A 25,024-nucleotide genomic window follows, 5' to 3' on the forward strand; every position below is an offset into this window, starting at 1 on the left:
CCTAACTTAAATCTAATAATTCCAAATAGCGCTCGCCGTTTGTGCTAATAAAGTCTTTTCTACCGTCTAAATCATCTCCGAGCAAGACTTCAAACATCTTCTGCGTCTCAAAAACATTGTCCGTAGTGACACAAATCAATTTACGTGTCTCAGGGGACATTGTGGTGCGCCACATCATATCGGGATCGTTTTCTCCCAGCCCCTTTGAGCGTTGTATCGAAACCTTTTTCTTTGTCTTCTTTAGAAAATCGTTCTTTTCTTTCTCGTTGTATGCAAAGTGCGTCTCACCGTCACTGGTGGTCATTTCAAATAAGGGGGACTCGGCTATAAAGACTTTCCCCTCTTCAATTAGAGTCGGCGTCAAGCGATACAGCATCGTGAGAATCAGCGTTCGAATCTGAAAGCCGTCGACATCGGCATCGGTACAAATAACGATTTTATCCCATTTTAAATTGTCCAGACTAAAGGTGTCTAAGGCTTTGTTATGACGCGACTTAATTTCGACGCCACAACCGAGCACCTTAATCAAGTCGATGATGATGTCCGACTTAAAAATCTTGTCGTAATCGGCCTTAAGACAGTTGAGAATCTTCCCGCGTATGGGCATCAGGGCTTGAAAGTCACTATCCCTTGCCAGCTTACATGCGCCGAGGGCCGAATCGCCCTCTAGGATATACACTTCTCGTCTATTGATGTCTTTGCTTCGACAGTCGACAAATTTCTTAACCCGATTGGTTACGTCAATTTTATTTCCAAGAGTCTTTTTCAAATTCAACCGCGTGACTTCCGCTTTTTCACGGGAGCGCTTATTGACCAGCACTTGGTCGGCAATTTTATCCGCTTGATCTTTGTTTTCAATAAAGAAAATCTCGAGGTTTCGCTTGATAACGTCCGTGATAAACTCCTGAACGAACTTATTGGTAATGGCCTTTTTAGTCTGATTTTCATAACTGGTTACCGTTGAAAAACTGTTGCTCACTAAAATCAGACTGTCTTGTATATCTCCAAATGTAATCTTCTTTTCATTTTTTGTGTACTTATTGACTTTTTTGATGTATTTATCTACTTCATAGACAAAAGCGTTGCGAACCGCTTTGTCAGGTGAGCCGCCGTGTTCGAGAAAACTGGAGTTGTGGAAGTACTCGAGCACATTCTCTGTGTTGCTAAACGCAAAAGCGATGGCTGATTTCACCTTGTAAGGTGGCATATCAGCTCTATCCTTCCCAGAGCCTGTGTCCTCGAAAAAAACGATATCGGTGAAGTGACTCATCTCAGAAAGTTCTTGAATGTAATCTTTGATACCGTTCTCATAGTAGTATTCAAAAGCCACATTCTCGGCCTCATCTTTTAAAACAAATCGTACGCCAGGATTGACAATCGACTGTTTCTTCATCACATCTTGAAAATAGTTAAGTGGAATGTCGATGTCTTTGAAAACATCTAAATCCGGTCGCCACTTTATCGTCGAACCGGTTTTTCGGCTCTTAGTTTCTCTTTTAACAAAGCCGCCTTCGGTCATTTCGCCCTTTTCAAAATGAAGTCGGTATTCGTAACCGTCCCTTAGGACGCATACGTCCATGTACTCCGAACTGTATTGGGTTGCACAAAGCCCTAGCCCGTTGAGGCCGAGGCTGTATTCGTATACATCGGAGGCGTTGTTGTATTTACCGCCTGCGTACAGTTCTGTAAAAACGAGTTCCCAGTTGTATCGGTTTTCCTTGTTGTTGTAGTCCACGGGAATCCCCCGTGCCTCATCTATTACAGAAATCGAGCAGTCGCTGTGTCTAATAACGGTAATTTCAGTGCCGTAGCCGTCTCGCGCTTCATCAATTGAATTGGAAAGTATTTCAAAGAAAGCGTGCTGACATCCTTCCAGACCGTCTGAGCCAAAGATAACAGAGGGCCTTTTTCGCACCCGATCTGCACCTTTTAACGCGACAATACTCTCATTATTGTAAGTGTTCTTACTCATTGTTCACCTCTTGTTCATTATAAGTTCAGCTCTAATCATATCAAACACAGTCCACTTGACGCAAGTTTTTAATGCAGCGCAGAACATATGTTCTTTTTTTATTATACCACGGTTTCACCATTTATCAAATGCAGTCGACTTTCTTTCTTAAAACTCGACAATGAAAACCCCCTATCTCTTTGATAAGGGGTTTGTTTGTTAGAACCATCAAAGCAGGGCGTGAAACACAACGCCTATCTCGCTGATTACAACTCGAGTACAGTGACGATGTCCACCCCCAACTCCTTGCGCAAGTCAATGTACTGGTCTTCAACGCGAACAAGCGGCCTGGCGGGATCGTCTTTATAAGTCATAATCACTTCGGCGGTGCTGCCGTCTGAAAGAACAACTTGATTCCCAATATAAAAATGTGCAATCTTCGTTAAAAATGTTTTGCTGATTGAAAAGTCCAATGAACTCGAACACTTGTCCAACATAAAACTCATTACTTCAAAAGGGTGCATCGCCCCTTTATAAACCCGTTCTTGCGTCATGGCACAGTAGACATCCGCTACAGCTACTATCTTGGCGATATCGTTTATATCACAGGCTTTTAAGCCGTGAGGATAACCGGAGCCGTCCATGCGTTCATGATGTTGTAAAACACCCAATTGTACAGCGGGAGACAGATTCGGCATCTCCTTTACCAAAAGGTACCCTAGAATCGCGTGCGTTTTCATAACTTTAAACTCATCATCAGTGAGTTTTCCGGGTTTGCTTAAGATCTCATCCGGGATATTGCACTTGCCCACATCGTGCAAAAATCCTGCTAGTGAAGCTTCTTTGATCTTCAACGGTCCCATTTTACACCATTTTGCCAAAAGTCCTGAGATCATGGAAACCCGAACACTGTGATCAAAAGTATACGCATCTGTCCGCTCAATTTGCCACATCTTGTGTGCGAATGTGTCATCGTTGACAATGGCATCGTAAAGGGGCTCTATAATGTCTTCAATCTCCTGCGCCACTGGAACGCGTCCGAGCTTAAAAGCGTTGTAGATTTTCTTAAACGACTGAATGGTGTCGTTGTATTGTACCTCAATCGCATGGACGCTCTTAACGTAAGGGCGTTCAAAAGAATCTGCCATGTAGCCGATTTCCTGCACGTCCTTCACTGTGACGTCTGCCACTTGTTTTTTGAGGAGAAACTCAATATGAATCTCCAAAAGTTTGGTGCCACCTGCCACTAAAAGAAGTCCGTCTAAATCGTAAACATCTTCTGCCAAAATCATCCCCTGCTGAACTTCGTCCATTTTCACCTTTGCCATAACACACATTCACCCGCCTGTTCATTGTATTGTCTGACTTCTCAACCCTCTATATTACTATTATTATAATCTTAAAGGCGGGTAAAATCCAGTTTATTTTTTATGTTCGATGTTCTGAGATTCTAAAAAATGGACTTTTTCACCAACAATTTCTGTTACATAGGCCGTTTCACCATCTGCCTTTTCATATGAGGTCGTATTGACTCTGCCGTTGATGCTGATTAAAGCGCCCTTCTTTAGGTATTTACAACAGTTTTCAGCCTGCTTGCCCCACAGGACAATCCTTGGAAAATCTGCTGTTTGACGACCTTCACTCTTTTTTTCCGCCTTCAGGGTCGACTTTAAATACCTGTCGATAGCCAAATTAAAGCGCGTGACACAGTTGCCGTCTTCAAAGTTCTTCAGTTCCAGTTCTTGTGTGATTCTGCCTACTAAACTTACTTGGTTCATAAAAGCCTCCTTATTTTTTGAATTGTCTAATATTACCATTTGTATTTTCAATTGTCAATATTTTCCTTTAATTTTTTTTAATATTTCTCACTATTCTCATTTGGAGGACTTTCGTTTATACTACTTTTAGTGTTTCGTTTTTCGAAACAATTATTTTTGAGAGGGGGGCTCTCTTTTGACGGAACGCAACATCAAGACCAATATACTCAATGGCGTCTATGCCGCCATTGCCCTTAACCTGGTTAACCCGTACTACGCGAAGTTTGCACAGCGTCTCGGTGCAACGGACTATCAATTGGCTTATCTCAACTCCTGGCCGGCTTTCATCAGCCTCTTTGCACTGATACCCGGCGCACTTTTACTCGAGACCTTGGGGAAAAAACAAGTGAACTCCGGACGCTTCATGCTGTTTCACAAGCTGTTCTTCGTGGCACTTGCATCGGTGCCGTTTGTAACAATCGTCTCTCAACCTTGGCTGTTTATCATCCTTGTCGGTTTAATGAACTTTCCTGGATCTATTTACACAATGGGCTATCAGTCGTGTATCGGCGATTTATTCGAACCTTCTGAACGCAACCGGGCGATGAGTTTAAGGAACCGCTACGCCGACTTGTTTCGATTAATTGTGACATTTATCTCCGGTCAGTTGCTCTCGACTTTGCCGAGCACAAATGCCGAGGCCATTCGCCTGTATCAGGTCTTTTTCCTTTTGGCCTTTGGTTTTGGTCTACTGGAAGTGGCTTCATTTAAAAAGCTTAAAAGCCCTAAACTCGAAAGGTCACCACAACGCGTACGGCCTACACCAAGCGACTTTTGGGTGACACTGAAAAACGGACTTCACTTTATTAAAACCGACAGGGCATTCCAACTGTTTTTTCTCTGTTCTCTGATCTTTCACTTCGGATGGCAAATGGGCTGGCCTCTTTTTAACATCTACACCATTAAGACGCTAGGGGCAAATGAAGCATGGCTTTCGGCCATCTCTATAGCCTCCGGTTTATCTTCTATTTTAACGGCCACACTTTGGGGACGCTTTTCCGACAAACACGGCTATACGCTCTCCATTGTCATTGCAACTTTCGGCATGAGCATCACCCCGTTTTTATACGTGATGAGCCGCTCAATCGCCATGTTGGTTTTGTTCAATATCATAATTGGCGTCTCTATAACAGGTACCGTCCTGTTCTTGTTCAACATGCTTCTGGAGGTGACCCCTTCTGAGAACCGAACGACAATTATCTCCCTCTACAACACAGCCATTGCCCTGTCGGCAACCATTGCGCCAATAATCGGCGTCACTATTCAAACGCATACTTCAATACAAGTGGCCCTCATTGTGGTCGGCTGTTTAAGGCTGTTGGGCTGTGCCTCTTTTTACTTTAGAAAAAAAGTAGCCGCTCGCCTTTTGTAGCACCACATCCAATGGCACTATCGCAAGTTCTTTGACGATAAAAAACCGGTCTCCTACGGGAAACCGGTTTTTTTATGGTCGTGTACTGTATCGGTACGAGTTGATCTATCGACGACAATGAGGCCTATTATCGAAAATTTTTAAGACAGAGTGGGCAACTGCGAACGCCGCACTACGAACTGTAGAGCGTCACCAGATTGCCGTAGTATCGGCCTTCTGAATCCAACACCGGAGAACTGATGAGAACCAACCGCTCTCCCGATTTACCATTTAACGTGTAATACTGTTCTGTCCACGCCAGCTCTATGGTGTCGTTCTCATTTTCTTCCCCAAGGTAATAACGCGTTAAGATCTTCTGCTTAATTTCTCGGAACTCGAGTTTATCCACAGATGAGGTGCTGAACAACGCGTCAAATTTTTCGTTGCGCACTTTTACAGAGCCGCCTCTTATAACCAGTGCCACTGCAAAAGGCAGGCTTTCAATCATCTCTTCATAAAACATTTTTTCCTGCTGCAGTTTCTTATGGCGCTGCACGTCTAACGTGATGTTCTTCACGGTACCTATAGCGTAAAGCGGCGCGCCGTCTTCGTCTGTGTAAACCTTTCCGGCAAACGCCAGATAGCTGACAGCACCGGTTGGTTGAATGCGCACAATGACATCCAACGTTTCCCCCTGCCAAATAAACTTGTAGAATTGATCTTCAAAAAAACTTCTATCCGTCCACAGGATACTTTCGACCAATTGTTCATAGTGAATTCTATTGCCGCCTGAGGCGACGCCAACGACCTCTAAAAATGTATCGGAAATGACAAACTCGTTTTTAGAGACTTCGTACTTCCAATGCGCCACTTCTGATATGCGCTCTGACTCAATTAGCAAATGGCGGCTTTCCTCTAAGCGGTTCTCCATCGTTTTCACTTCTGTAATATTTTGGTTAACCAATACAATTGATGCCGACTGCGGCGACTCAATGTATTTGCCCGTCGATCGAATCCAATGCCACTCTCCCGATAAAAAATAGCGGTATTCAAAGGTCAAATGGCGTTTTTTATAGAACATCAACGCGTCGATGTTCTCGTAGACAATTGAACGGTCGAAGTCGTGAACGTTGTTTAACCACTGTAGGAATTTCAGCTCCAGACCGATTAATCCGCCTTCTTCTTCAAAGGCATCGTAGAAGTACACCGTCTTGTCCGGCAACTTAATTTCGACGATTTGGTGTTCCACAGCATCAAAGATGTGCGCGTAACGCAGTTGCGGCGCCACCGCCGACTTAACCGTCATTTGTTTTTCTTTCATCGGTCTCAAGAGCAGAATCAGTTTTTCTTCTTGGCTGTCTCCGCTTAGTACCGACACCACTTCCATCGGGAGTTCCTCGCCTTCTGACGTTTGGTAAACCCGTTCAAATTGGAGGGTACGATGCTCTTTCGACATGGCCCAGTTCCGTCGAACCATGTCGAGTGTTAGACCTTTCGTAACCGACATAATGTTCATGCTCTCCATTTCGGCACGCGAAAACTTGAGCAACTTTAAAGTTTTGTCGTTGACGTACTCTATTTGACCGTCGTAGTTGATCACCACAATCCCCTCGACGATGTGTTCGAGCACAAGGGCGCCTATTTGCATCGCCGTAAAGGCCGATATTTTGCGATTGATGTATTTTAAAACCAACCCCGTCGCGTAGTGGCTCTCACTGTAAATCACCTGCTCGACGACAAAATAATGGCTTTCTCGATAGACGACGGTAAACGGTTCAAAGTGCCCGTCAGCAGTTAAAAGAGCGTCTAGCTTTTCGCAGTCGCCTTCTGAAAGGCCTTTATAAAACATTTGATACCCTTCTAGCGGGACATCTAAAAACTGCTTTACACGCTCTAAAAACAAGAGTTCACTGTTCATAAAGTCGACGACAATAAGCGGCATATAAGTGTTCTCACCACTTAAACCCTGAATGTAGGCGTAGCTGGTCAGCAGGAGATCCGTATGCGTTTTTATAGTCAGGTCAATACAATTGGAGATAATATGCCGTTTGTTTTGATACAAAATCAACGTTTCTGAAACCTCATAAAACTTGATTTTTTCATCTTCGCCTGTGTATTTTAAAAGAGTCTGCATCGACCGTTCTTCACCAGCGACAAGTTTCGCCTGTTCCGCTTCGTGCTTGTAACGTTCCGAGCGCTTGTTGTATATGCGCTTGTAATTTTGCCCCTTGACCGTTTCCAAAGCACGTCCTAAAAACCGTTCCATCTTGTGGTTCATATAGACGATTTCACCGTCGAGGGTTCGTATCATAATCATGTTGGGCGCATTGTCCCATAGGTGCTGGTAATAAGCCTCTTCTTCATTCATAAGATGTTCGAGTGCCTCTTTTTCCGTCACGTCTTCCATGAGGAGAATGGAAAATTTTGCACCTAACGGTCGAATTTTTGCAAGATAGACGCGCCGCTGGTTATTGGCGTCCATTATTTCGACCTTGTTCTGCCCTCTATGTAATCGGCTGACTAAGGTCGGGAGTTCAATTAAATGCTTCGCCCGCTCAAAGACTTGCTTATAATTTTTATTGGAAGCGACGATTTCGATGTTCTCGTTCTTAATAATGGCTATGGCTTCACTGGTAAAGCTCAACACCGGTGACGATAGAATCTGCTTGTAGTCCAGTTGAAGCTCTTTACTCTTAAACGTTTCATAGCTCATGAAAATCAAAAAGATGACGATTAAAGCCTGTGAATGGGCGTCGCTTGGGATCTCACCAGCAAATAGCGTTCTAAAACCATGCGCCGCAATAAAGGCGACAAATACAAAAAAAGGGATTTTGTACATCCCTTTTTCACGTAGTGATTCGCGCACCAATCCCATGAGTAAAACAACTGCCAAGATCAATTTAATGTAAAAAAATGTCCCCGCCATGTCGCCTCCAATACCTGATTACGTCTTCAGTCGTCCAATGTCCTCGCCACAAACAATGTCAAGTGCTCCATTAGATCGATAACGTCCTGCCGTTGTCGATTCTCGACAACCTGAACTTTGGGCCGCGTTTGAATCAACTTATTTTCTTCTATAACGACAGCTTCTCTACCGTCGCTAAGTTCCACAAAAGTCCCCACTGGGTATATATTAACAACTTTTAATAAATGATGCAAGACTTCTCGGTCGAGTTCGTACACGGTTTCAGCTCTCAACAGTTCAAGTGCCATATCGGCGTTCATTCGCTGCTTGTAAGATCGATTGGTGGTCACTGCATTAAAGATATCGCACATGGTTACCACGCGTACTGCAATGGGAATCTCAGCGTTTTCAAACCCGTGAGGGTAACCGCTACCATCTAATTTTTCATGGTGCAACAGAACAATTTGTCTCGAAATCGGTGAAATGTTGGTCGCGTCCTTTAACATCTCATAGCCGACTTTCGGATGTTCTTTCATTAAAAGCCACTCCGCTTCTGTTAGGGGCTCTCGTTTGTTTAAAAGTGTGGCATCAACTTTCATTTTTCCCACGTCGTGCAGCATGGCACCAATGCCGATTTTTTCTACAAAGGTGTTGTTCAACCCCATGCTTCGCGCCACCATCATGGATAAAATCGCCACTTCGGCGGAGTGGTAATAAGTGTACATGTCCGTCCCCATGAGTTCCGTCATACAGTAAAGCGTGCTGTGGTTCTCATAGATCAACTGGAGCATCGTGTCTACAGTTTGTTTTATGGCCTCGCAATTGCCCAAAGTATAGACATTGCCTTGATTTTTAGCAAGGGATTCAAAGGCATTTTTGACGGTGCTGACCGATCGGATTTTAAGTTCATCCGGTATGACTTCTTCCATAATCAAGTCTTGAGTCAAGGCGTCGTCGATATAAGCACACTGTATGTTGGCTTCCTTTAAGCGTTTGAGATAGTTCTGCGTCAAGACGCAGTCCTTTGCCAACAACAGGTTACACTTGTTGTCATAAATCGGTTTTGCAAGTTTTTCGCCAATTTCTAATCGTTCAATGCTTTTAAGCCTCAAAAGCTTTCCCTCCTACCTAATCTTATCGAAAACGGTTCCTTCCGCTTGGGTTCAATGACATCGTACCGTTTTTATTCCCAACTTGTCAGTAAGAGAGGGGGGAACTAAAACGATTTATCGAAACTCTGCAGATGGATCTGGGTGCTGTTTCGTTCACAATAACTGTCAGAAGGATACAGACACCAGTGCCTTAGATAAGCCGGCCATACGCCGAAAGTGAATACCTCTTTATTTTATCACATATCGATTAACTTTTCTCTAACGGAAAAGGTACCACTCCATTACTCTCTGCCCAAAATGTTCAGCCAATACAACAGCGGCCACGATGTAGGGGCCGAAGGCAATTTCAACACTGCCCCATTTTCTTCCTTTTATAAAAGTAAACAACACTACTATTATAAGGGCTATATAAAATGAAAGCAAGCTTGCAAGTAAACTCAACGGCCATCCTAGGTAAAACCCCATTATCGCCATTAAGTAAACATCTCCTGAGCCAAATGCTTCGCGCTTGTAAACCCATCTTGCCCCCCAATAAATACTGCCGTAAAACCCGATCCCCCATAAGAAGCCTAGAACATTTGTCACGTCGACGGGCCACGTTGCCAAAACACTGAACGCTGCCAACGTCAGCAGGCTCGCATCTAAAATCGTCTGAGTGTACCCGTCGATAAAAGCGATAATGAGGAGATTCGAAAGCAAAAGGTAGTGAACACCTGTGTGCAACACACCGTCTGACGGCACCAATAGAAAGAGCGCAAAGGTCACGCCGACGATACACCAACTGTGTGTTTTCACCCCCATAGATCCTTTTTTAACGATAAACGCCACGGCTGCGCTCAACAGCAAACCGATTATCCACATACACGCCCCCTCGATGACTCTTCTGCATACGTTAAAAGCGAGCTTTGGCGATGCCGCTCGCTTTTAACGCTGTTATCTCAACCATTGAACCAGTGCGTAATACACCTCATCACTTGGCATAGCTGTCGTCTGTTGTCTATAATCTGTTCTCACGTATTCTTCACGCAACATCTTTTCGGAAGCCTCCGACCATTTGAAGCTTCTCGTCAGTATTGCCGACAGCGCCTGCTCGAACATGCCGTATGTCAGGACATCGTATCGGGCAAATTGATTGTTTGCTTTTTTCGACATAAGTCTGCGGTCGAGCACATAAGCCATCGCTTTTTGTTCCAGCTCCGCCTCATCTTTTATAAAGCGCGGTCGCTCAATCATCTGGTACAAAAGCTTGGCAAATTCTATGCGCGTCATAGATTTAGAGGGTTGCAATGTTTGCGATGTGGTCAAATACCCTCTTCGCGCCAAGGTGTAAAGTGCCTCTTGGCCCCAGTGGAAACGGTTGTACGCAATACTTTTCGCCGATTCATCGATGAAAATAGCGTATGTGCCACCGTTGTAGTACCCCATCGGAATCTCTGTTGAAATCTTGCCGTCTTCGAGTTTTGAATACTGGTAAACCCACTGATTGTCTTTCCACAAATAGATGCCGGCGTATTCAGACCCGTAATAATTAAAGGTCAACGTCACGGGCTTTAGCAGCTCTACAGCACCTTTAGAATTGCCCACGCCGATAATGTAAGCGCTGGAAACGGGTTCAATTCGCGTGTAGTTCCCCATGTTAAAGCTTTCCTGTAATTTATGAACGCTAAACACCGTCGGCTCGTACAAGCTGGCCGCTTCGAACTCAAGCGCTAACGGTACAAAAAGTTCCTCAGTGACAGTGCCGCTGATAACATGCGTCTTAAAATCTGCGTACTCGACTTTTTGCGCCGCCATGTCCACAGTCTTTGAATTGATGTTCATCGTCTCATGTTTGAGGTTGGCGCTTCGGTATGACGCCGTATAAACAGCTCTGAAGGCTTCTTCAAAGCCCCCTATAAAATAAATACGATAAGCATCGCTGTCTCGATTCAGAAAAAAACGCGCTTCCACAGAGCCTTCTTTTTTATACCGTGCATACGCAGATGTCCAATCATTTTTTCGCCCTTGTATAAAATCTGAAATGGCATAGGCTTCACCGACAATACGCCCTGCTGCTTCACCATCTAACACACCGCCCTTGGCGTCGTCTTCTTTCGGCTCAAAATGCGCTTCTCGGTACCCTGTATCGTAGGCCACCACATAAGCCAACTTGTACTGTCTTAAAAACGACAGTTTAAACTGGAGGCTCTCCTTACTGAGTTCGTAGAGGACGACCAGCTCTTTATCTCCTTTTAAATGCCGTTTGTTACCGGAAGGCAACCCTTCTTTGTAGTCCGCTCTGCCGTCTCTCAGACCGTCTTCTGTTCCAAATTGTTCTCCATACGCCTCGCCTTGCTCCATGGCCGCCCGAGAAGGCGACAGTACTTCAGCGTAGGCAACTGTATGGAATAAGGCACTTAGTGCAATCAATAGACTTATTAAAAATCTTTTTTTCATACTGCCTCCGTTTAATCAACCGGGTAAGACACTTGAAGCTGATCGAACAAGTACTTACCGTTTAATTTTTGCTCATAGCCGACGCCTTCAACATAAATACGCGTAATTTTACAAGGGTAAGTGATTTCAAGCGGCAAAAGCACCTCCAGCTCTTTCCACTGTGTAAAATCCACACCTTTTGTCAATTCTATTTTATACTCTTTTCCGGCAGAATCAAGTAAAGCAACACCGATATTGTGATTGGATGCCTCGTAGGCGTATGTCCAAAGTCCAATGTACTCTGGTTGCTTGTTCAATGTTACGGCGTTGTGTTCAAAGACGATATTGGCTTCGCTGTACGTCCGCGGTACTTTAAAATCAAAGTTCAGTGCCGCCGAGTAACCACCGGCGACTTTTGTCTTGCTCCTCGTTAAAGTCCCCTCAACTTCAGGAACATTGCTTACGAAGAACGCCCCGCCGTCTTCAAACCCGTAAATTTGGGTTTTCGGACGATACGACTCGTAGTCCACAGTCTCGTCGATTTCAGGGTACACGGGGAGCACCACTGCAGTCTCTTCTTCATAGGGCTTAAAATCCGCATAAGGCACAAAAGGACTCTGTGTAATGTCCCGCGTGTTCTCCTGCGCATCTACCCAATGAAGCGTCTCAGGGTTAAAGGCACGCATCCCCGATAAAATATCAAATTCCATGAGAAAGCGCCCTTCCACATCATTAGACGCCGTTCTCGAAAGACTGAGTTCTCTGACGTAAAGATTCTTGCTGTGTTGCCTTACCCCTCGTAAAAATCCCATGAGCTCGTGGTAGTCCCCCTTGTAGGTGACTTCTGTCAAATGGGTGTCCATTTGATAGGCTTCAGTTGCCTTGGTAGAGAAACCAAGTTGTTCAAAATCAACTTCCAGCGGCGTTGCAATGGAACGCACGAGCATTAAAGCTTCTTCTTGGTCGAGCTGCCTGTAATACCCTTCAGAGAGCGCCGAAATTTCCGATTCTAAGAAGAGAATTCTGTCACTCAAAGGCTTTTCGAGTAATAACTTATCCTTTATTTCATTTTGAATGGCGGTTTCTGTTTCAACATCACCAACCAGAGACTTAAGCTTTTCCTCTGTCGGCACAAAAGCCAGAAAATAGAACAGTGCGCCCACGAGAACAAATGCCAATAAAATCAATAGGTTCCGATCTCTCTTGCTAATCTGCATTGACGACCTCCTCTTGCCACAACAAGTCGATGACGTATTGCAGTTGGCCGTTCTGGTCTGCAACTTTAGGCAGTCTCACATCTCCATAGCGACCGGTAGTTCTCAGGTTGTACGCCAGTTGTGCAACGCCCTCATAGCTCACGGCGTATCCTTCAATGACCACCCCACCACCTGTAAAGTCAAACCGATCTAGAAACACCCCTTCAGGCACCTGAGCGTTTACTTCTTCCATGAGAAGGTCTGTTACACGGTTTTCGCTTTCAATCTGCGCAGTGGTGACATTGACCTCCGTATAAAGCGTTTCAAGTGCTTGTACGCGCGCCTGCATCTGGTCGATAAGGTCCAGGGACCTCACAACTTCCGGCGATTGATTGTAAGCTTTAAGCCCCTCTAACACCGCTTCTTTCTGTCGTATTTTGTTCATATACAGCACCTGTATACCGCCCAGTGCCATGACCAACACAATTGCAGCCACCGCAATAAACCATTGCGAGTAATTGCGCTTTACAGGCACTTTTATGTACGGTTCAAAAAAGTTAAAATCGTTCATATGCCGCCCCTTTACTTTCGAATTAATGCCCCGACGGCATTGAGGTATTGATTGAGTGCGCTAAAGGTCGCCTTATTAGAAAGCTCCAGAATCGATACTTGATCCACTGTGAGGGTCTCAATTAAAAAATGTGCCTTCGCATAAGCCAAAAAACCCTGTATGTTCGAACTGCCTCCCACAAGTATGACGCGATCAATTTTGTTGTCGGCACTGCGGCTGACGTGGTATTTGAAAACTTTATCGATTTCCAAAAGACAGTCTTCTAAATACGCCTTGACATCGTCTGCAATAAAGCGATCGATTTCGTCGCCCTCTGTCTCTTCAAACGGCTTTAATGCGCGCTTTATTTCGCCAATATTGCCACCGCGATGGCGCTCCACAGCGCGGTCGATTTCGTACCCACCGAGCCTTAAAATCCGGTTAAATCTGTATCGACCGTTTTCATACACGCCCACATCGATCATTTTGTGTCCAAAATCAATGAGTGCAGTTGTGCCAATCGATTCTTGTAAACGCTCAACAAGAGTCAAATCCATTATCTTACCGAGGCTGTTGCTGTGGATATCCATGTATTGTGGCGTTAAACCACACCCCTTCACCAGTTCAAAGTGTGCCTCGACGATTTCCTTCGGAACGGCGCCGAGCAACACTTTAAGTTTTTCGTCCCCCCCATCCACTACCGTTTCAATCCGTTTGTGCTGAATCACGTAGGCATCAGTATCTATTGGCAAATACTGTGCCACTTCAAAAGCCACGAGATCTGTTAAATCGGCATCGTCTACCTTTGGAACAATCATTTCACGCTTAATAATCTCTGAGCTCTCCAATGTGAGCGATACGTCCTTTGTGCGGATGTGATTTTTCTTTAGACCCGCCATTACAGCAGCTTGCAAAACTTCTCGATCCAATATCCGGCCGTTTTCATAGACGCCGTCAGGCAGCACTTCTTCAAAAGCCGCGGTCACTTTTATGCGTCCGCCAATCTGCTGGCCTACGACAAATTTGATGCTGTAACTGCCGATGTCCAGTGCGACCATCGGTCGCGTCTTCGTCTTTTTCGATGATTTCAAATACGTCCTCCCTATCCCAACAACTTGTGTATGTTTTCTTGGTCCACGGCGTTTTCTAGTGCCGTCACTTTCGATATGTGATGCGCACGATAAAGTTCCATTAAGTAGGCATCCATCGTTTGCATCCCCATCTTCTGTCCCGTCTGAATAAACGTTTGAAGTTGATGAACTTTGCTCTCTCGAATTAAATTGCGCACCGCAGGTGTGACAATTAAACTCTCCACTGCGACAATTCGTCCCGGCGCTTGCCGCTTCGGCAATAGGCGCTGACTAAAGACCGCCATAAGCGAACTGGCCAGCTGAACTCGAATCTGTTGTTGATGATGTGCCGGAAACACATCGATAATGCGCTCTATTGTTTGATGTGCTGTACGCGTATGGAGCGTCGCCAGCACAAGGTGCCCTGTTTCAGCAGCCGTTACCGCAGTGGAGATGGTCTCTAGGTCTCTAAGTTCGCCAACCATGATAACGTCCGGGTCTTGTCGGAGACCAGCGCGTAACGCCTCTGAAAAGTTGTCGCAATCCCGTCCGATTTCCCTCTGTGTCACAAGGCTCATTTTGTTGCGATGCGTGTATTCAATAGGGTCCTCAATGGTCAAGATATGACAGCGCTTGGTCTCATTGATAACACTGAGGAGCGACGCTATCGTGGTAGACTTGCCGCACCCCGTCGGACCGGTGACAAGGACCAACCCAGATTTCAACGCGGCAACTTTTCGGACGGCTTCAGGTAATAAAAGTGCTTCCGGTGTGGGAATGTCGTTGGAAATAATGCGCAGTGCCATGCCAATGCGACCACTGGCGTAAAATATATTGATTCGAAAAGCGTACTGCCCTTCCGGCAAGTAAGCGCTGTCAATATGCCCGGTTTGTTTGAAGGTTTTTTGCTGCGTTTCTGTTAAAATGGCTGAAACGACACCCCTAATCGCCTCATGTGTCAGCGGCGGATAAGGCATCTGAACGAGTTCGCCGCTCACACGCATCACCGGGGGATCGCCCACGGCGATGTGTACATCAGAAGCCCCTAGTTCTGCCGCTTCTATAATGACTTTATCAAAATTCATAGACAGCCTCTTACTGTAGTTTTGTGTCACCTGTATAAGGTGCGTAAATAATTGCGGTGTTGAGTGTTCCGTTTTCACCAAAGCGCTCTAGTGCCACATAAGCCCCGTACAAGGTCATGCCCCCATAGTTCAAGTCGATTTCCTTGCTGACCACCGCCCCCACCCACTCAGAGCCGGCATCGCCGAGCCAGAAGTGTTCGCCCATCTCCCAGTAAACCCGTTGAGACAGTGTTTTAAGCGCTTCTGTGGAAAAAGCCGATAGCGGTTGATAGCCTGCACTCGAATCGGTTTTTATCTCAAATGTGATCCGACGGTTTCTCAGGTCGATTCCCTTTTCTAAATAGACCCTGAGTGGTGCCGTACCGGTTAAGTCGAGTCGAATTTTGGCGTTGTAAACGGCTGAGTCAATAGACTCCAGGACATGCGTTTGATTAGCCGAGAGTTCAAGCGGCCCATTGATTCTAATACGCGTGTCGGATTCAATGGTGTTGAGTACCGGCGGCGTATACGCTATCTCCGAAAAGTCGGGATCGCGTCGTCTCGGGTCATTGGCTTCGTAAAGTGCACCATACGTAAAGCGTCTGTGAAGGACCGCTTTTTGTAAGCTGTGAATTTCACCGATAATTTTCGAAGAACCGGCATTCCCTGTAAAGCGTCCAAGGGTATACGCGTCTTTTCGAACCTCCCAGTTGCTGCCGATATCAATATTGCCCTTTGCGTGAATAGAGCCATCGATGATGCCGCCGCCATTTGTTAAGTCCACGGTGCCTTCTGGTGCATAGATGCTCCCTTCGATAACCGGATTGGCACCGGCACCTTTTATGACGATATTCCCAGTCTTTGAAACCACATCGCCTTTTACCGATGCCTTTGCTGGGTCGAACGCGAGGTCGCCCACTGCATAGATGCCGCCATCGATGGAAAAACCGTGTTGTACGGATAGGGCATTCGGGGCGTAGACGATGTATTTAAACACGTCATCTTTACCACCACTATATGCATCAAATGCAATGTTTTTGTAGTTGACGGCAAAATTGCGGTCGTATCTACCGTAGATTTCGTAGCTTTGGTCTTTTATATAATCGAGACCGCTGTAGCCTTTGAGTCCGACATAGGTCGGTGTTAAGGCCGCCTGCAGCTCGATTTCAACAGTCTCCGAGGTGCGGGAGCCCGTCGCGTCGGTTTGAGCTAGGACAACGGATAGTTTAGACGCAGCTTTGTCGTATGCCAGCTCAAGTGTCGATGTTCCGGACCAATCGATGATGGCGCTGCCGTCTACAGAGACTTTTAAGGCGTCAAAAGCATCGGTCGTAAGCATGTTCGCCGTATAAAGCGTCGCTTTGTAGGCGCCGTTTTCGACAGTTGTAACGGCCAACTGATTGGCACTGGGCACAAGGGATACCATGACGCCGTTGTTGTCGGCATCTACCAGTCCGATGCCGCTGCCCACAGTAACCTCGGGAACGAGTGGGGCATACGTCAGGGCGACACTGGTCTTAAAGCTTTTGCCGCTATAAGCACTTGGCACTGCAACGCCCACTAAGGCCCCCTCCGGGTCTTTGTTTTGGAGCCAGTCCAAGTTCAGCGTAGGTGTCGTCCGGTCGTTAAACAGCTCGGCATAGACACCGCTTCTAAAGTAGTGCGCGCGCTCAAAGTAGAGGTCCTCAAAGAAATTTTGCCAAGTGGTCGTACCGGCCCTGTTCAAGACCAGCAAGCGCGGTTCGTTGTAGTGCTGTGACAGCTTTCCCGCCAAAGTGTATGGGCGCGCTTCAAAGTGGTAATACCGGCCGGCTTCTATCTTTTTATCCGGTTCCGACGCCGTCGCCGTCTTGAGCAATCGATCGGTTTTCAGCCCGGGGGCCGGCTCTTCTGAGATGCTTTCAGAAATGGCCTCAAAGCCACTGGGGAAATAAGGGTTCTCGTCGGCGCTCAGAGAAGCGTACCACCGCGTGCGATTTTGAAAAATTGTCGGTGTCGCACCGAGACCGTAGTACGCACGAAGCTCAATGGCGTCGTCGTACCACGGAAAAGCGCGCGTATCGGTGCCCTGACGGTACACATCTACTGTAAACGGCGATACCGATGGGGCCGCCGGTTCCTTAATTAAGACACTGGAGACGAAGCCCGTATAAGCGCGGCTCCCCTGAATAACTGTTTTAACCCGCTTGACTTTGACACTGGAAGCGTATGCACCGTCAAACACCCCAAGGGTTTCTTCTGATGCACCATAGCCGTCATAATCGATCTTATGCTCAAAGAGTGCCTTCTCCATTACCGCTTGATAATCAAAAGTCTCTTGAGTAATGGCCTTGCCTTCAGAGACAATGCGAAAGCCACCGGCGAACACCGTAATGTAGGCGACGAGAACAAAACTCATAAGCGCGAGCGCCACAATGACTTCGATGAGGGTTACCCCTTTTTTTCGTTTGTTCATAGTCGACCTCCCGATTATGGATTGAGTCTAGGCCCCTCAATTTGCCAAAGGGCTTCGTTGATGTAACCGCCAATATTGTCAAACGCCTCTTTTAAACTCTCTCTATCTGAGGCGATGAAAACAAAGTCATTGTTAACAAACTTCTCGTCGGCTTCGGAAGCGTCGACGTCAATCCCCAGTGCTTTGGCGATGTTGACGACACTTTCCAGTTCGGGATAATCGCCATAGGCGTCTTTGTAATTGGAATACCCGATGACAAAACACTGATCGATTTTCGGCGTCCCCGAAGCAATCATTGTCCCAACAGCCCTGACGTAGGGCTCGCCGTAAGTTTCATCTAGTTGAGAGCCGTGTCCCGCGGGATAGGCGCCTATGTTGCCGTTAAACGGATTCATTGTCACTCTGTAATAGCTTCCTGAACGAGAAGAAAACAGTGTGTTGTTAATGTTCCCGTCTTCTGTAATAAAGCGCTTAAACGAGCCGTAGTACACCCACCAGTCGCGATAGACGGCCAAACGCGCACTGCCTGCTGTCGTTACGCCGTCGACGAGAACCACCATGTAGTTTTTTACCGACTGGTCACTTTTTAGCCCATAGCTGGTCTTTTCACTGTTAAATTTTTTGAGTTGGTAATAAGCCCGTCTCAAGCCGTCGCCGGTATTGGTGGCGCCGCCGGTGTTCAGCAGATTGACCAATGCCGACAGCGTCGCTTTATCGTTGCGGGTATTGTAAAATTTAGAGGGGTCATAGCCGCCGTAGTAGGCGTAATTGCCATGGGGAATGTTGGCATTTTGAGAGAAGGGCACGAGTCCCACATAGGCCTCGGCGTCCTCTAAGACTGTGAAAAGACCGTCGCTGCTATCTGTCAACGTGTTTTTTAGTAGAGAAAGTCGCACCGGATTGCTTCCAGTCACCCCTGTGGTAGAGGTCCCCTGACCATTCATGCCCCACGCCATGCTCCCCGACGTGTCGAGAACCATCGCCAACGAGGCCACCGGTCTTTTATTGATTTCAGGGGTCTCGTCAGTTCTGTAGGCAATGGCCACAGCCGGCTTTGCCGCATCGCCCCAATCGATGATGTGAAGCGCGTTAATCGCTTCCAGTTCTGTGGTAATGGCTTCAGTACGCGCACCACGGGTATACGTCAGCGTGTATTTTAAAATTTTATCGGTTTGCGCCGGCGTCTCTTTCTTAAAAGTTAAAGTATATGAAGAACCGGACTCTGCTGTGGCCAAAACTTGTTGGTCGTAAGCGCCGCCACCGGTGCCGTCGCTTTTGAACACGTAGTGCACTATGGCGTCTTTGCCGGGGGATAGCCCAATGTAGTTCCAAGGTTCTACCAACCCCGTGACATCGCCGCCTCCGGTGAGCACCGGCTTGTAGTCGTCTTCCGTAACGGCAAAGCCCGCCGTGGCAAATTTTACGGCGTTGTTGGTCACTTCGACAGCATAGCGCACGTCGGTTTGCTCTTCAAAAGACGTACGCGTCTCCGAAAACCCTCTGAGGCCCGTAAATAAAATATTGTACGCGACGAGCATCAACACCGATGCAATGGCTATGGTCACGATTAATTCAATTAATGTAAAGCCCCTCTTTCGCATAAGCCCCTCTATCTTTCCCATCTTGTTTTTGAGAAGTCGTCCTTTTCTACATAGAGATTTAACGTGCTCGAACCACCGTCGTTTGCCGTGGCTTCGGCTTTAAATCGTACGTCGTCTCCCACGACAGATACTGTAACAGCCACCGTCCCCAGCGTCTGGCCGTCTTCGGTTAACGTCAAGGTGTCTGTGAGAACAGTCGTTCCGTCGGCGATGAATGCGTGTATCTTCGCCGTGCCGCTCTCTTCACTCATAAGCGCCGCATAGCTGATATCGATTCCCGACCGCGCCAAGTAATACGCTCTTAAGTTGTCTTCTTGCTGTGCCACTTGCTTGGTGTTGGTTTGCATCATCGTCGCCAAAGCGACGAACAGAATCGACAGCACGACCACCACGACCAAAACCATGGGCAACGCATACGCGCTACGGCGTTTCTTCTTCATCATCCACCTCTTATACACACTTTTCTGCTCTAGCGAAAGCCTTTTTTCAAAGGCCCTCGATACAGCATGCCAATCTGCTGGGCAGATTGGCAGTGAGTGCTTAAAACACCGACTGTATTTTTAATTTGTTTGTCATGCGTTATTAGACACATAACAAAACGGATACTCATTTTAGTTAAAAGTTACTCTGTAATCTCATTGAGGTTGAAGATAAACTGTCGTTCCAACAGCTTCAATATGAATTACTACACTGCCCTCATCATACTCGATATAAGGAACAGTTTTAGCACTTTTTTGATATCTGTCAATATGAAAAGTTTGGAATTTAAAGAAATATAAGTCAATTAAATACAGCTGTCACTTTCCCATCGGCTACAGTAAATCCCAACTTCTTGCTGCTATCCTCTTGAGATATTGGTACGGCATCTAAATACTTAGGAACTATAACTGCTATTATTGCTGCCTCATCCAAATCTTTTCCAGATGAATCTACCAATTTATCACCAGCGTCATTTAAAGCCAAATCGCCTGCAGCCATAGCAATAGAGATTGCAGATTCTACCGTTCTTAATGAAGCTAAATCGGCTTTTTCTTTTGCATCAGTGGTAAATCCCCCCAATCTCGGCACCGCTATCGCAGCCAAAATCCCCAAAATAGCAATAACGACAATCAGTTCAATGAGGGTGAACCCGCCCTTTCTCTTTTTCTTTAGTGTCTGAACCATAGATTCCTCCTAAAATTTTAATAGTTTATTTTAATGCCCTGCAACTAACCGACGGTCTTCATCATGTCGAACATCGGCATCACCATTGCGATGACAATAAAACCAATAAGTACAGCCATTACAAGGATCATTAACGGCTCCATAATGGCGACGAGCCTTTGAAGTGCCACTTCCAGCTCTTCATCGTAGTAATCCGCCGTCTTCTCCAACATTTCTTCCAGTGAACCGGACTCTTCCCCAATGCTCACCATGGAAATCATCATCGGCGGAAAGACGCCGACCCGTTTTAACAAGCGGCTCAACTGCGCCCCTTTTTTAATCTCTTCCGATACGGTTCCAATGCCCTCGATAACCACTTGATTGCCCGTAACAGTGGCCGCGGACTCCAGTGCTCTTAAAATCGGGATCCCACTGCCCATCAGCGTGGAAAGGGTACGTGTAAAACGCGAGGTGATAATCTGCGCCACCGACCGCTTCACAAAGGGCACATTGAGTTTAAGGCGATCTAAGAAACGCTTCCCGCCCAAACTGCTTTTAAACGCCTTAAACGCAAAGACGAGGAGCACAATGCCCAGAATAAACAAATACCAGTAGTTTTTAAGCGCATTGCTGAAAGCAATCAGCACACGCGTCGGCCCCGGCAAAGCGACACCTGCGTTTGTAAACATACTGATAAATGTCGGCATAATAAACAAGAGCAAAAAGGTGACAACACTTACGGCGAGAAAGCTGAGGATAATTGGGTAAATCATAGCGCCTTTTATTTTAGAGTTGATTTTGTTCTCTTTGGTATAGTGCACGGCCATCCGGTCGAGCACGTTGTCGAGATTTCCGGTGAGCTCGCCGGCCTCCACCATATTGATGAGGAGCACTGGGAAGATTTTTCGGTGCTGTTTCATAGCGATCGAAAGCACATCGCCCTTTTGTACCTGAATGGCCATGGCCTTTAACGTCGTTCTCAACGTGCTGTGATCGGTTTGTTCTGCTAGCACCTCCAAAGCGGTTATCAACGGCATTCCGGCGTTGAGCATCGTGTGCATCTGTTTACAAAAAATGGCCAACTGCTTCGTTTTAACACGCTTTTGAAACAATGGTGCCGATGTGCCGCCACTCGATTGAGCCGTATCGAGCTCTACTTTAACGGGTCGATGGCCTTTTGAGCGAATGCGATTGATGATTTCGTCTTTGGTTTCACCTTTGTAAACTTGTGAAACGACGGCACCGTTTAAATCAATTTCTTTACACTTGTATATATTTGACACAAACGCCTCCGTTAAAATCCAATCTGACGGTTGATGCCGTCGACATCCACCGCGTATTTTTTAAGGGTATCCCGACGTATCAACCGCCGGTTGTACAGCGCCAACAGCGAGGCATCCATGGTCTGCATCCCCAAGTGACTACCCGTTTGTATAACCGTTTGAATCTGATGCGTCTTGCCTTCGCGCACGAGGTTGCGTACGGCAGAGTTTGCCACCATAACTTCAAAAGCGGCGACGCGCCCTTCCCCATCTGCCGTCGGCATAATCTGTTGCGAGATAACAGCTTCTAGAACTGAAGCGAGTTGTACCCGCACTTGCTGTTGCTGGTGGGGGGGAAAGACATCAATTATACGGTCTACTGTTTTCGCGGCGCCGATGGTGTGAAGCGTCGACAGAACCAAATGGCCTGTTTCAGCAGCTGTAATCGCCGTTGAGATGGTTTCGAGGTCGCGCATCTCGCCGACGAGAATCACGTCGGGGTCTTGGCGAAGTGCCGCACGAAGGGCGTTGGCAAAACTGTCGGAGTCGTTGCCGATTTCACGTTGGTTGACGATGCTTTTGTCATGCTTGTGCAGGTATTCAATGGGGTCTTCAATGGTCATGATGTGGTCGTTTCGATTTTTATTCATATAATCGACCATTGCGGCAAGCGTCGTCGACTTTCCGCTGCCCGTCGGCCCTGTGACCAAGATTAGTCCACGCTGTTTGGTACAAAGTGTTTCAATGACGTCGGGAAGGCCTAAAGCCGACATGTCCGGAATTTTAAGCGCCACGACGCGAACGGCGAGACAATAGCTCCCCCGTTGTTTGTAAGCATTGACCCTAAAGCGACCGAGTCCCGGGTTCGAATGCGAAAAGTCTAACTCGCCATGTGTTTCAAAGCGTTCAAGTTGCTCTTTTGTAAGCATTTCTGTTACAATTCGGATGGTGTCTTCCGGCATCAGCCGCTCATCTGACAACTTGATGAGCTTGCCATTGACCCGCATAATCGGCGGCGACGCCACTGTAATGTGTACGTCTGAGGCACCGCTCTCTATGGCTTTTTGTAAAATCCAATTGATCTCCACGTCTTTGCCTCCTCTATGCATCCACTCTAAACGTCATACGTATCATTTCATCGATGGTGGTCACGCCGCCGGCCACCAGTTCCCTACACGTCTCCTGTAAGGTAACCAGACCACTTTCCTTGGCCTGTTTAAGCAGAGTTTCTGCATCCTGATTTCGGGTCACCATGGTCTTTATCACACGGTCCATAACCAGCACTTCGTGTATGGCGGTTCTGCCGGAGTACCCCGTTTGATTACAGGCGTTGCACCCAGTGCCTTTGTACAGATGCTGTACCGAATGTCCGAGCATTGCCTGTTCTTCTGCACTTGGCGTATATGCTGTTTTACACTTTAGGCATATTTTTTTCACGAGACGTTGTGCCACGACACCGACGACACTGGAGGCGATTAAGTATTCGGGAATCCCCATATCTGATAAGCGGGTAACGGTGCTTATGGTATCGTTGGTATGAATGGTCGAGAGAACCACATGACCCGTTATTGCCGCTCTAACGGCAATTTCTGCCGTTTCCACATCGCGTATCTCACCGACCATAACGATGTCGGGGTCTTGTCTGAGAATAGAGCGCAACCCCTCTGCAAACGTCAGACCCGCTTTGTTGTTCACTTGCACTTGGTTGATGCCCTCCAGTCGATACTCTACGGGGTCTTCAACTGTAATGATATTTTTGCTTACTTTGTTCAGCTCTTTTAAGAACGAATACAGCGTCGTCGTCTTGCCGCTACCGGTGGGACCGGTGACCAAAACAATGCCCTCGGGCACTTTCATAATTTTCTCCACCAGTCTCAAATTGTGTGCTGTAAAGCCTAAATCGTCTTTTTTAACGACGAGACTGCTCCGATCGAGAAGTCGTATAACGACTTTTTCGCCATAGACCGTCGGCAAAACCGAAATACGCATATCGATGGGAATGCCCTCTATGGTCGTTTCTACGCGTCCATCTTGCGGCAGTCGACGTTCGGAGATGTTCATTTTCCCCATGATTTTAATACGCGTTACCAACGCGCCATGGGTGGATTTCTCCGGCGTCATCACTTCTCTGAGATCGCCGTCGACGCGAAAGCGTATGCGGACGTTGCGTTCAAAAGGTTCTATGTGAATGTCACTGGCTTTCGAACGCACCGCTTGCGAAATAATGCTGTTGACCAAGCGCACCATGGGTGCATTGGTAACGTCTGCGTCTTCTTCGTCATTGATTTCTTCTAAAACGCCCGCTTGACTTTTATAATCTTCTACCGCTTTTGCCGCCGTTTCAGAGGTGTCGTAAAAGCGGTTGATGGCCTTGGCGATATCGAGCGAAGAGCTGATAACCTGCTGTATCTCAAGGCCGGTAATAATGCGAATATCATCCAGTGCAATGATGTCCAAAGGATCGGACATGGCCACTTTCAGCACATTTTTCTCAAGTGCAATGGGGATTAGCGAATGTTTGCGCGCCAAAGATTCGCTAATCAGCTTTGGTACTTTTGGGTCTATATAGATTGTATTGATGTCTAAATACGGAATGTCGTACTGCTGTTCGAGCACCTCAAAGAGCTGCTCTTCTGTAATCCAGTCTTGTGTAATAAGAACAGCACCGAGCTTCTGTCCCGAATCCTTTTGCAGTGCCAAGGCCTGCATCAGCTGGGCTTCTGTAATTACCCCATTTTGAACGAGGATGTCCCCAAGTCTCATTTTTAATTTCATATTGCCCCCAAGTTTTTATAGTCTATATTCAGTATACCGCAATTTGACGCCGAACTCAGTTATTTTTTATCGATGTTTGTTAAGTTCTTTATCGCCTATTTATAGAGCCCCCTAAACCAAGTAGAAATGAACAGGCCTTTGATGTGCTGTATCGGTGAACTCTCAACGATACAGTACACGATTATGTATAAACGCGCACCTATAGGGAACAGTTTTAGAAAATAAAAAAGGCTGCAGTATGTAAACTGCAGCCGAACCGTCATAGCACCATGCCTTAGACTTCATGCTTTGCGCCCTGTTTTTTCAAAACAGTTTGCCCAACTTATTATAATATATTTCTATACTCTTGTAAACAAA

19 protein-coding genes and 1 riboswitch are annotated in these 25,024 nt (G+C 46.6%); of the genes, 1 reads left to right on the forward strand and 18 read right to left on the reverse strand.

Annotated features, from left to right (window positions below):
• Position 1: 1 nt before the first annotated feature.
• The 3 genes from ACR6HW_RS05925 to ACR6HW_RS05935 all read right to left on the reverse strand — a co-directional run bounded on the left by ACR6HW_RS05925 (position 2) and on the right by ACR6HW_RS05935 (position 3,729).
• Positions 2 to 1,972: a DNA gyrase/topoisomerase IV subunit B gene (locus tag ACR6HW_RS05925; RefSeq protein ID WP_455730225.1), complete on the reverse strand. Its 1,971-nt coding sequence runs from the start codon at positions 1,970 to 1,972 to the stop codon at positions 2 to 4.
• A gap of 245 nt (positions 1,973 to 2,217) precedes the next feature.
• Positions 2,218 to 3,279 carry an HD-GYP domain-containing protein gene (locus ACR6HW_RS05930; protein ID WP_455730226.1) on the reverse strand — a complete coding sequence of 354 codons (1,062 nt, stop codon included), beginning with the start codon at positions 3,277 to 3,279 and terminating at the stop codon, positions 2,218 to 2,220.
• A 93-nt stretch (positions 3,280 to 3,372) separates the two neighbouring features.
• Entirely contained in the window at positions 3,373 to 3,729 is a 357-nt protein-coding gene (locus tag ACR6HW_RS05935) for a single-stranded DNA-binding protein (protein WP_455730227.1), read from the reverse strand.
• Positions 3,730 to 3,904: 175 nt separating this feature from the next.
• On the opposite strand from ACR6HW_RS05935, the gene ACR6HW_RS05940 reads away from it, so the two are divergent.
• Positions 3,905 to 5,140: an MFS transporter gene (locus ACR6HW_RS05940; RefSeq protein WP_455730228.1), complete on the forward strand. Its 1,236-nt coding sequence runs from the start codon at positions 3,905 to 3,907 to the stop codon at positions 5,138 to 5,140.
• A gap of 172 nt (positions 5,141 to 5,312) precedes the next feature.
• Here ACR6HW_RS05940 and ACR6HW_RS05945 read toward each other — a convergent pair whose 3' ends face one another.
• The 15 genes from ACR6HW_RS05945 to ACR6HW_RS06015 form a co-directional block, all read right to left on the reverse strand.
• A complete protein-coding gene (locus ACR6HW_RS05945) occupies positions 5,313 to 8,045 on the reverse strand; it encodes a PAS domain S-box protein (RefSeq protein WP_455730229.1) in 2,733 nt (910 codons plus the stop codon).
• A 26-nt stretch (positions 8,046 to 8,071) separates the two neighbouring features.
• Complete coding sequence (locus ACR6HW_RS05950; protein WP_455730230.1) at positions 8,072 to 9,136, reverse strand: HD-GYP domain-containing protein; 1,065 nt, start codon at positions 9,134 to 9,136, stop codon at positions 8,072 to 8,074.
• Between the two features lie 258 nt (positions 9,137 to 9,394).
• A complete protein-coding gene (locus ACR6HW_RS05955) occupies positions 9,395 to 9,997 on the reverse strand; it encodes a prepilin peptidase (RefSeq protein WP_455730231.1) in 603 nt (200 codons plus the stop codon).
• Between the two features lie 72 nt (positions 9,998 to 10,069).
• A complete protein-coding gene (locus ACR6HW_RS05960) occupies positions 10,070 to 11,572 on the reverse strand; it encodes a hypothetical protein (RefSeq protein WP_455730232.1) in 1,503 nt (500 codons plus the stop codon).
• A gap of 11 nt (positions 11,573 to 11,583) precedes the next feature.
• Positions 11,584 to 12,768 (reverse strand): hypothetical protein, encoded by a 1,185-nt coding sequence (locus ACR6HW_RS05965; RefSeq protein ID WP_455730233.1) that lies wholly within the window; start codon positions 12,766 to 12,768, stop codon positions 11,584 to 11,586.
• Positions 12,758 to 13,318 carry a PilN domain-containing protein gene (locus ACR6HW_RS05970; RefSeq protein ID WP_455730234.1) on the reverse strand — a complete coding sequence of 187 codons (561 nt, stop codon included), beginning with the start codon at positions 13,316 to 13,318 and terminating at the stop codon, positions 12,758 to 12,760. Before ACR6HW_RS05970 ends, ACR6HW_RS05965 begins: the two co-directional genes overlap by 11 nt.
• Before the next feature lie 11 nt (positions 13,319 to 13,329).
• Entirely contained in the window at positions 13,330 to 14,388 is a 1,059-nt protein-coding gene (gene pilM / locus ACR6HW_RS05975) for a pilus assembly protein PilM (RefSeq protein ID WP_455730235.1), read from the reverse strand.
• A gap of 11 nt (positions 14,389 to 14,399) precedes the next feature.
• Entirely contained in the window at positions 14,400 to 15,452 is a 1,053-nt protein-coding gene (locus ACR6HW_RS05980; RefSeq protein WP_455730236.1) for a type IV pilus twitching motility protein PilT, read from the reverse strand.
• Positions 15,453 to 15,462: 10 nt separating this feature from the next.
• Positions 15,463 to 17,886 carry a prepilin-type N-terminal cleavage/methylation domain-containing protein gene (locus ACR6HW_RS05985; protein WP_455730237.1) on the reverse strand — a complete coding sequence of 808 codons (2,424 nt, stop codon included), beginning with the start codon at positions 17,884 to 17,886 and terminating at the stop codon, positions 15,463 to 15,465.
• A gap of 14 nt (positions 17,887 to 17,900) precedes the next feature.
• Positions 17,901 to 19,508, reverse strand: a complete 1,608-nt coding sequence (locus tag ACR6HW_RS05990; RefSeq protein WP_455730238.1) for a prepilin-type N-terminal cleavage/methylation domain-containing protein — start codon at positions 19,506 to 19,508, stop codon at positions 17,901 to 17,903.
• Entirely contained in the window at positions 19,496 to 19,930 is a 435-nt protein-coding gene (locus ACR6HW_RS05995) for a hypothetical protein (protein WP_455730239.1), read from the reverse strand. Before ACR6HW_RS05995 ends, ACR6HW_RS05990 begins: the two co-directional genes overlap by 13 nt.
• Before the next feature lie 337 nt (positions 19,931 to 20,267).
• Positions 20,268 to 20,651 carry a type II secretion system protein gene (locus ACR6HW_RS06000; RefSeq protein ID WP_455730240.1) on the reverse strand — a complete coding sequence of 128 codons (384 nt, stop codon included), beginning with the start codon at positions 20,649 to 20,651 and terminating at the stop codon, positions 20,268 to 20,270.
• Positions 20,652 to 20,695: 44 nt separating this feature from the next.
• Positions 20,696 to 21,913, reverse strand: coding sequence for a type II secretion system F family protein (locus ACR6HW_RS06005; protein ID WP_455730241.1), 1,218 nt, complete (start codon positions 21,911 to 21,913; stop codon positions 20,696 to 20,698).
• 11 nt (positions 21,914 to 21,924) lie between these two features.
• Positions 21,925 to 23,001 (reverse strand): type IV pilus twitching motility protein PilT, encoded by a 1,077-nt coding sequence (locus ACR6HW_RS06010; protein ID WP_455730242.1) that lies wholly within the window; start codon positions 22,999 to 23,001, stop codon positions 21,925 to 21,927.
• Positions 22,994 to 24,667, reverse strand: coding sequence for a GspE/PulE family protein (locus ACR6HW_RS06015; protein WP_455730243.1), 1,674 nt, complete (start codon positions 24,665 to 24,667; stop codon positions 22,994 to 22,996). The genes ACR6HW_RS06010 and ACR6HW_RS06015 overlap by 8 nt, the downstream gene beginning before the upstream one ends.
• A 243-nt stretch (positions 24,668 to 24,910) precedes the next feature.
• Positions 24,911 to 24,995: riboswitch (cyclic di-GMP riboswitch) on the reverse strand.
• Between the last annotated feature and the right edge of the window lie 29 nt (positions 24,996 to 25,024).

Source organism: Fusibacter sp. JL298sf-3 (assembly GCF_053842995.1).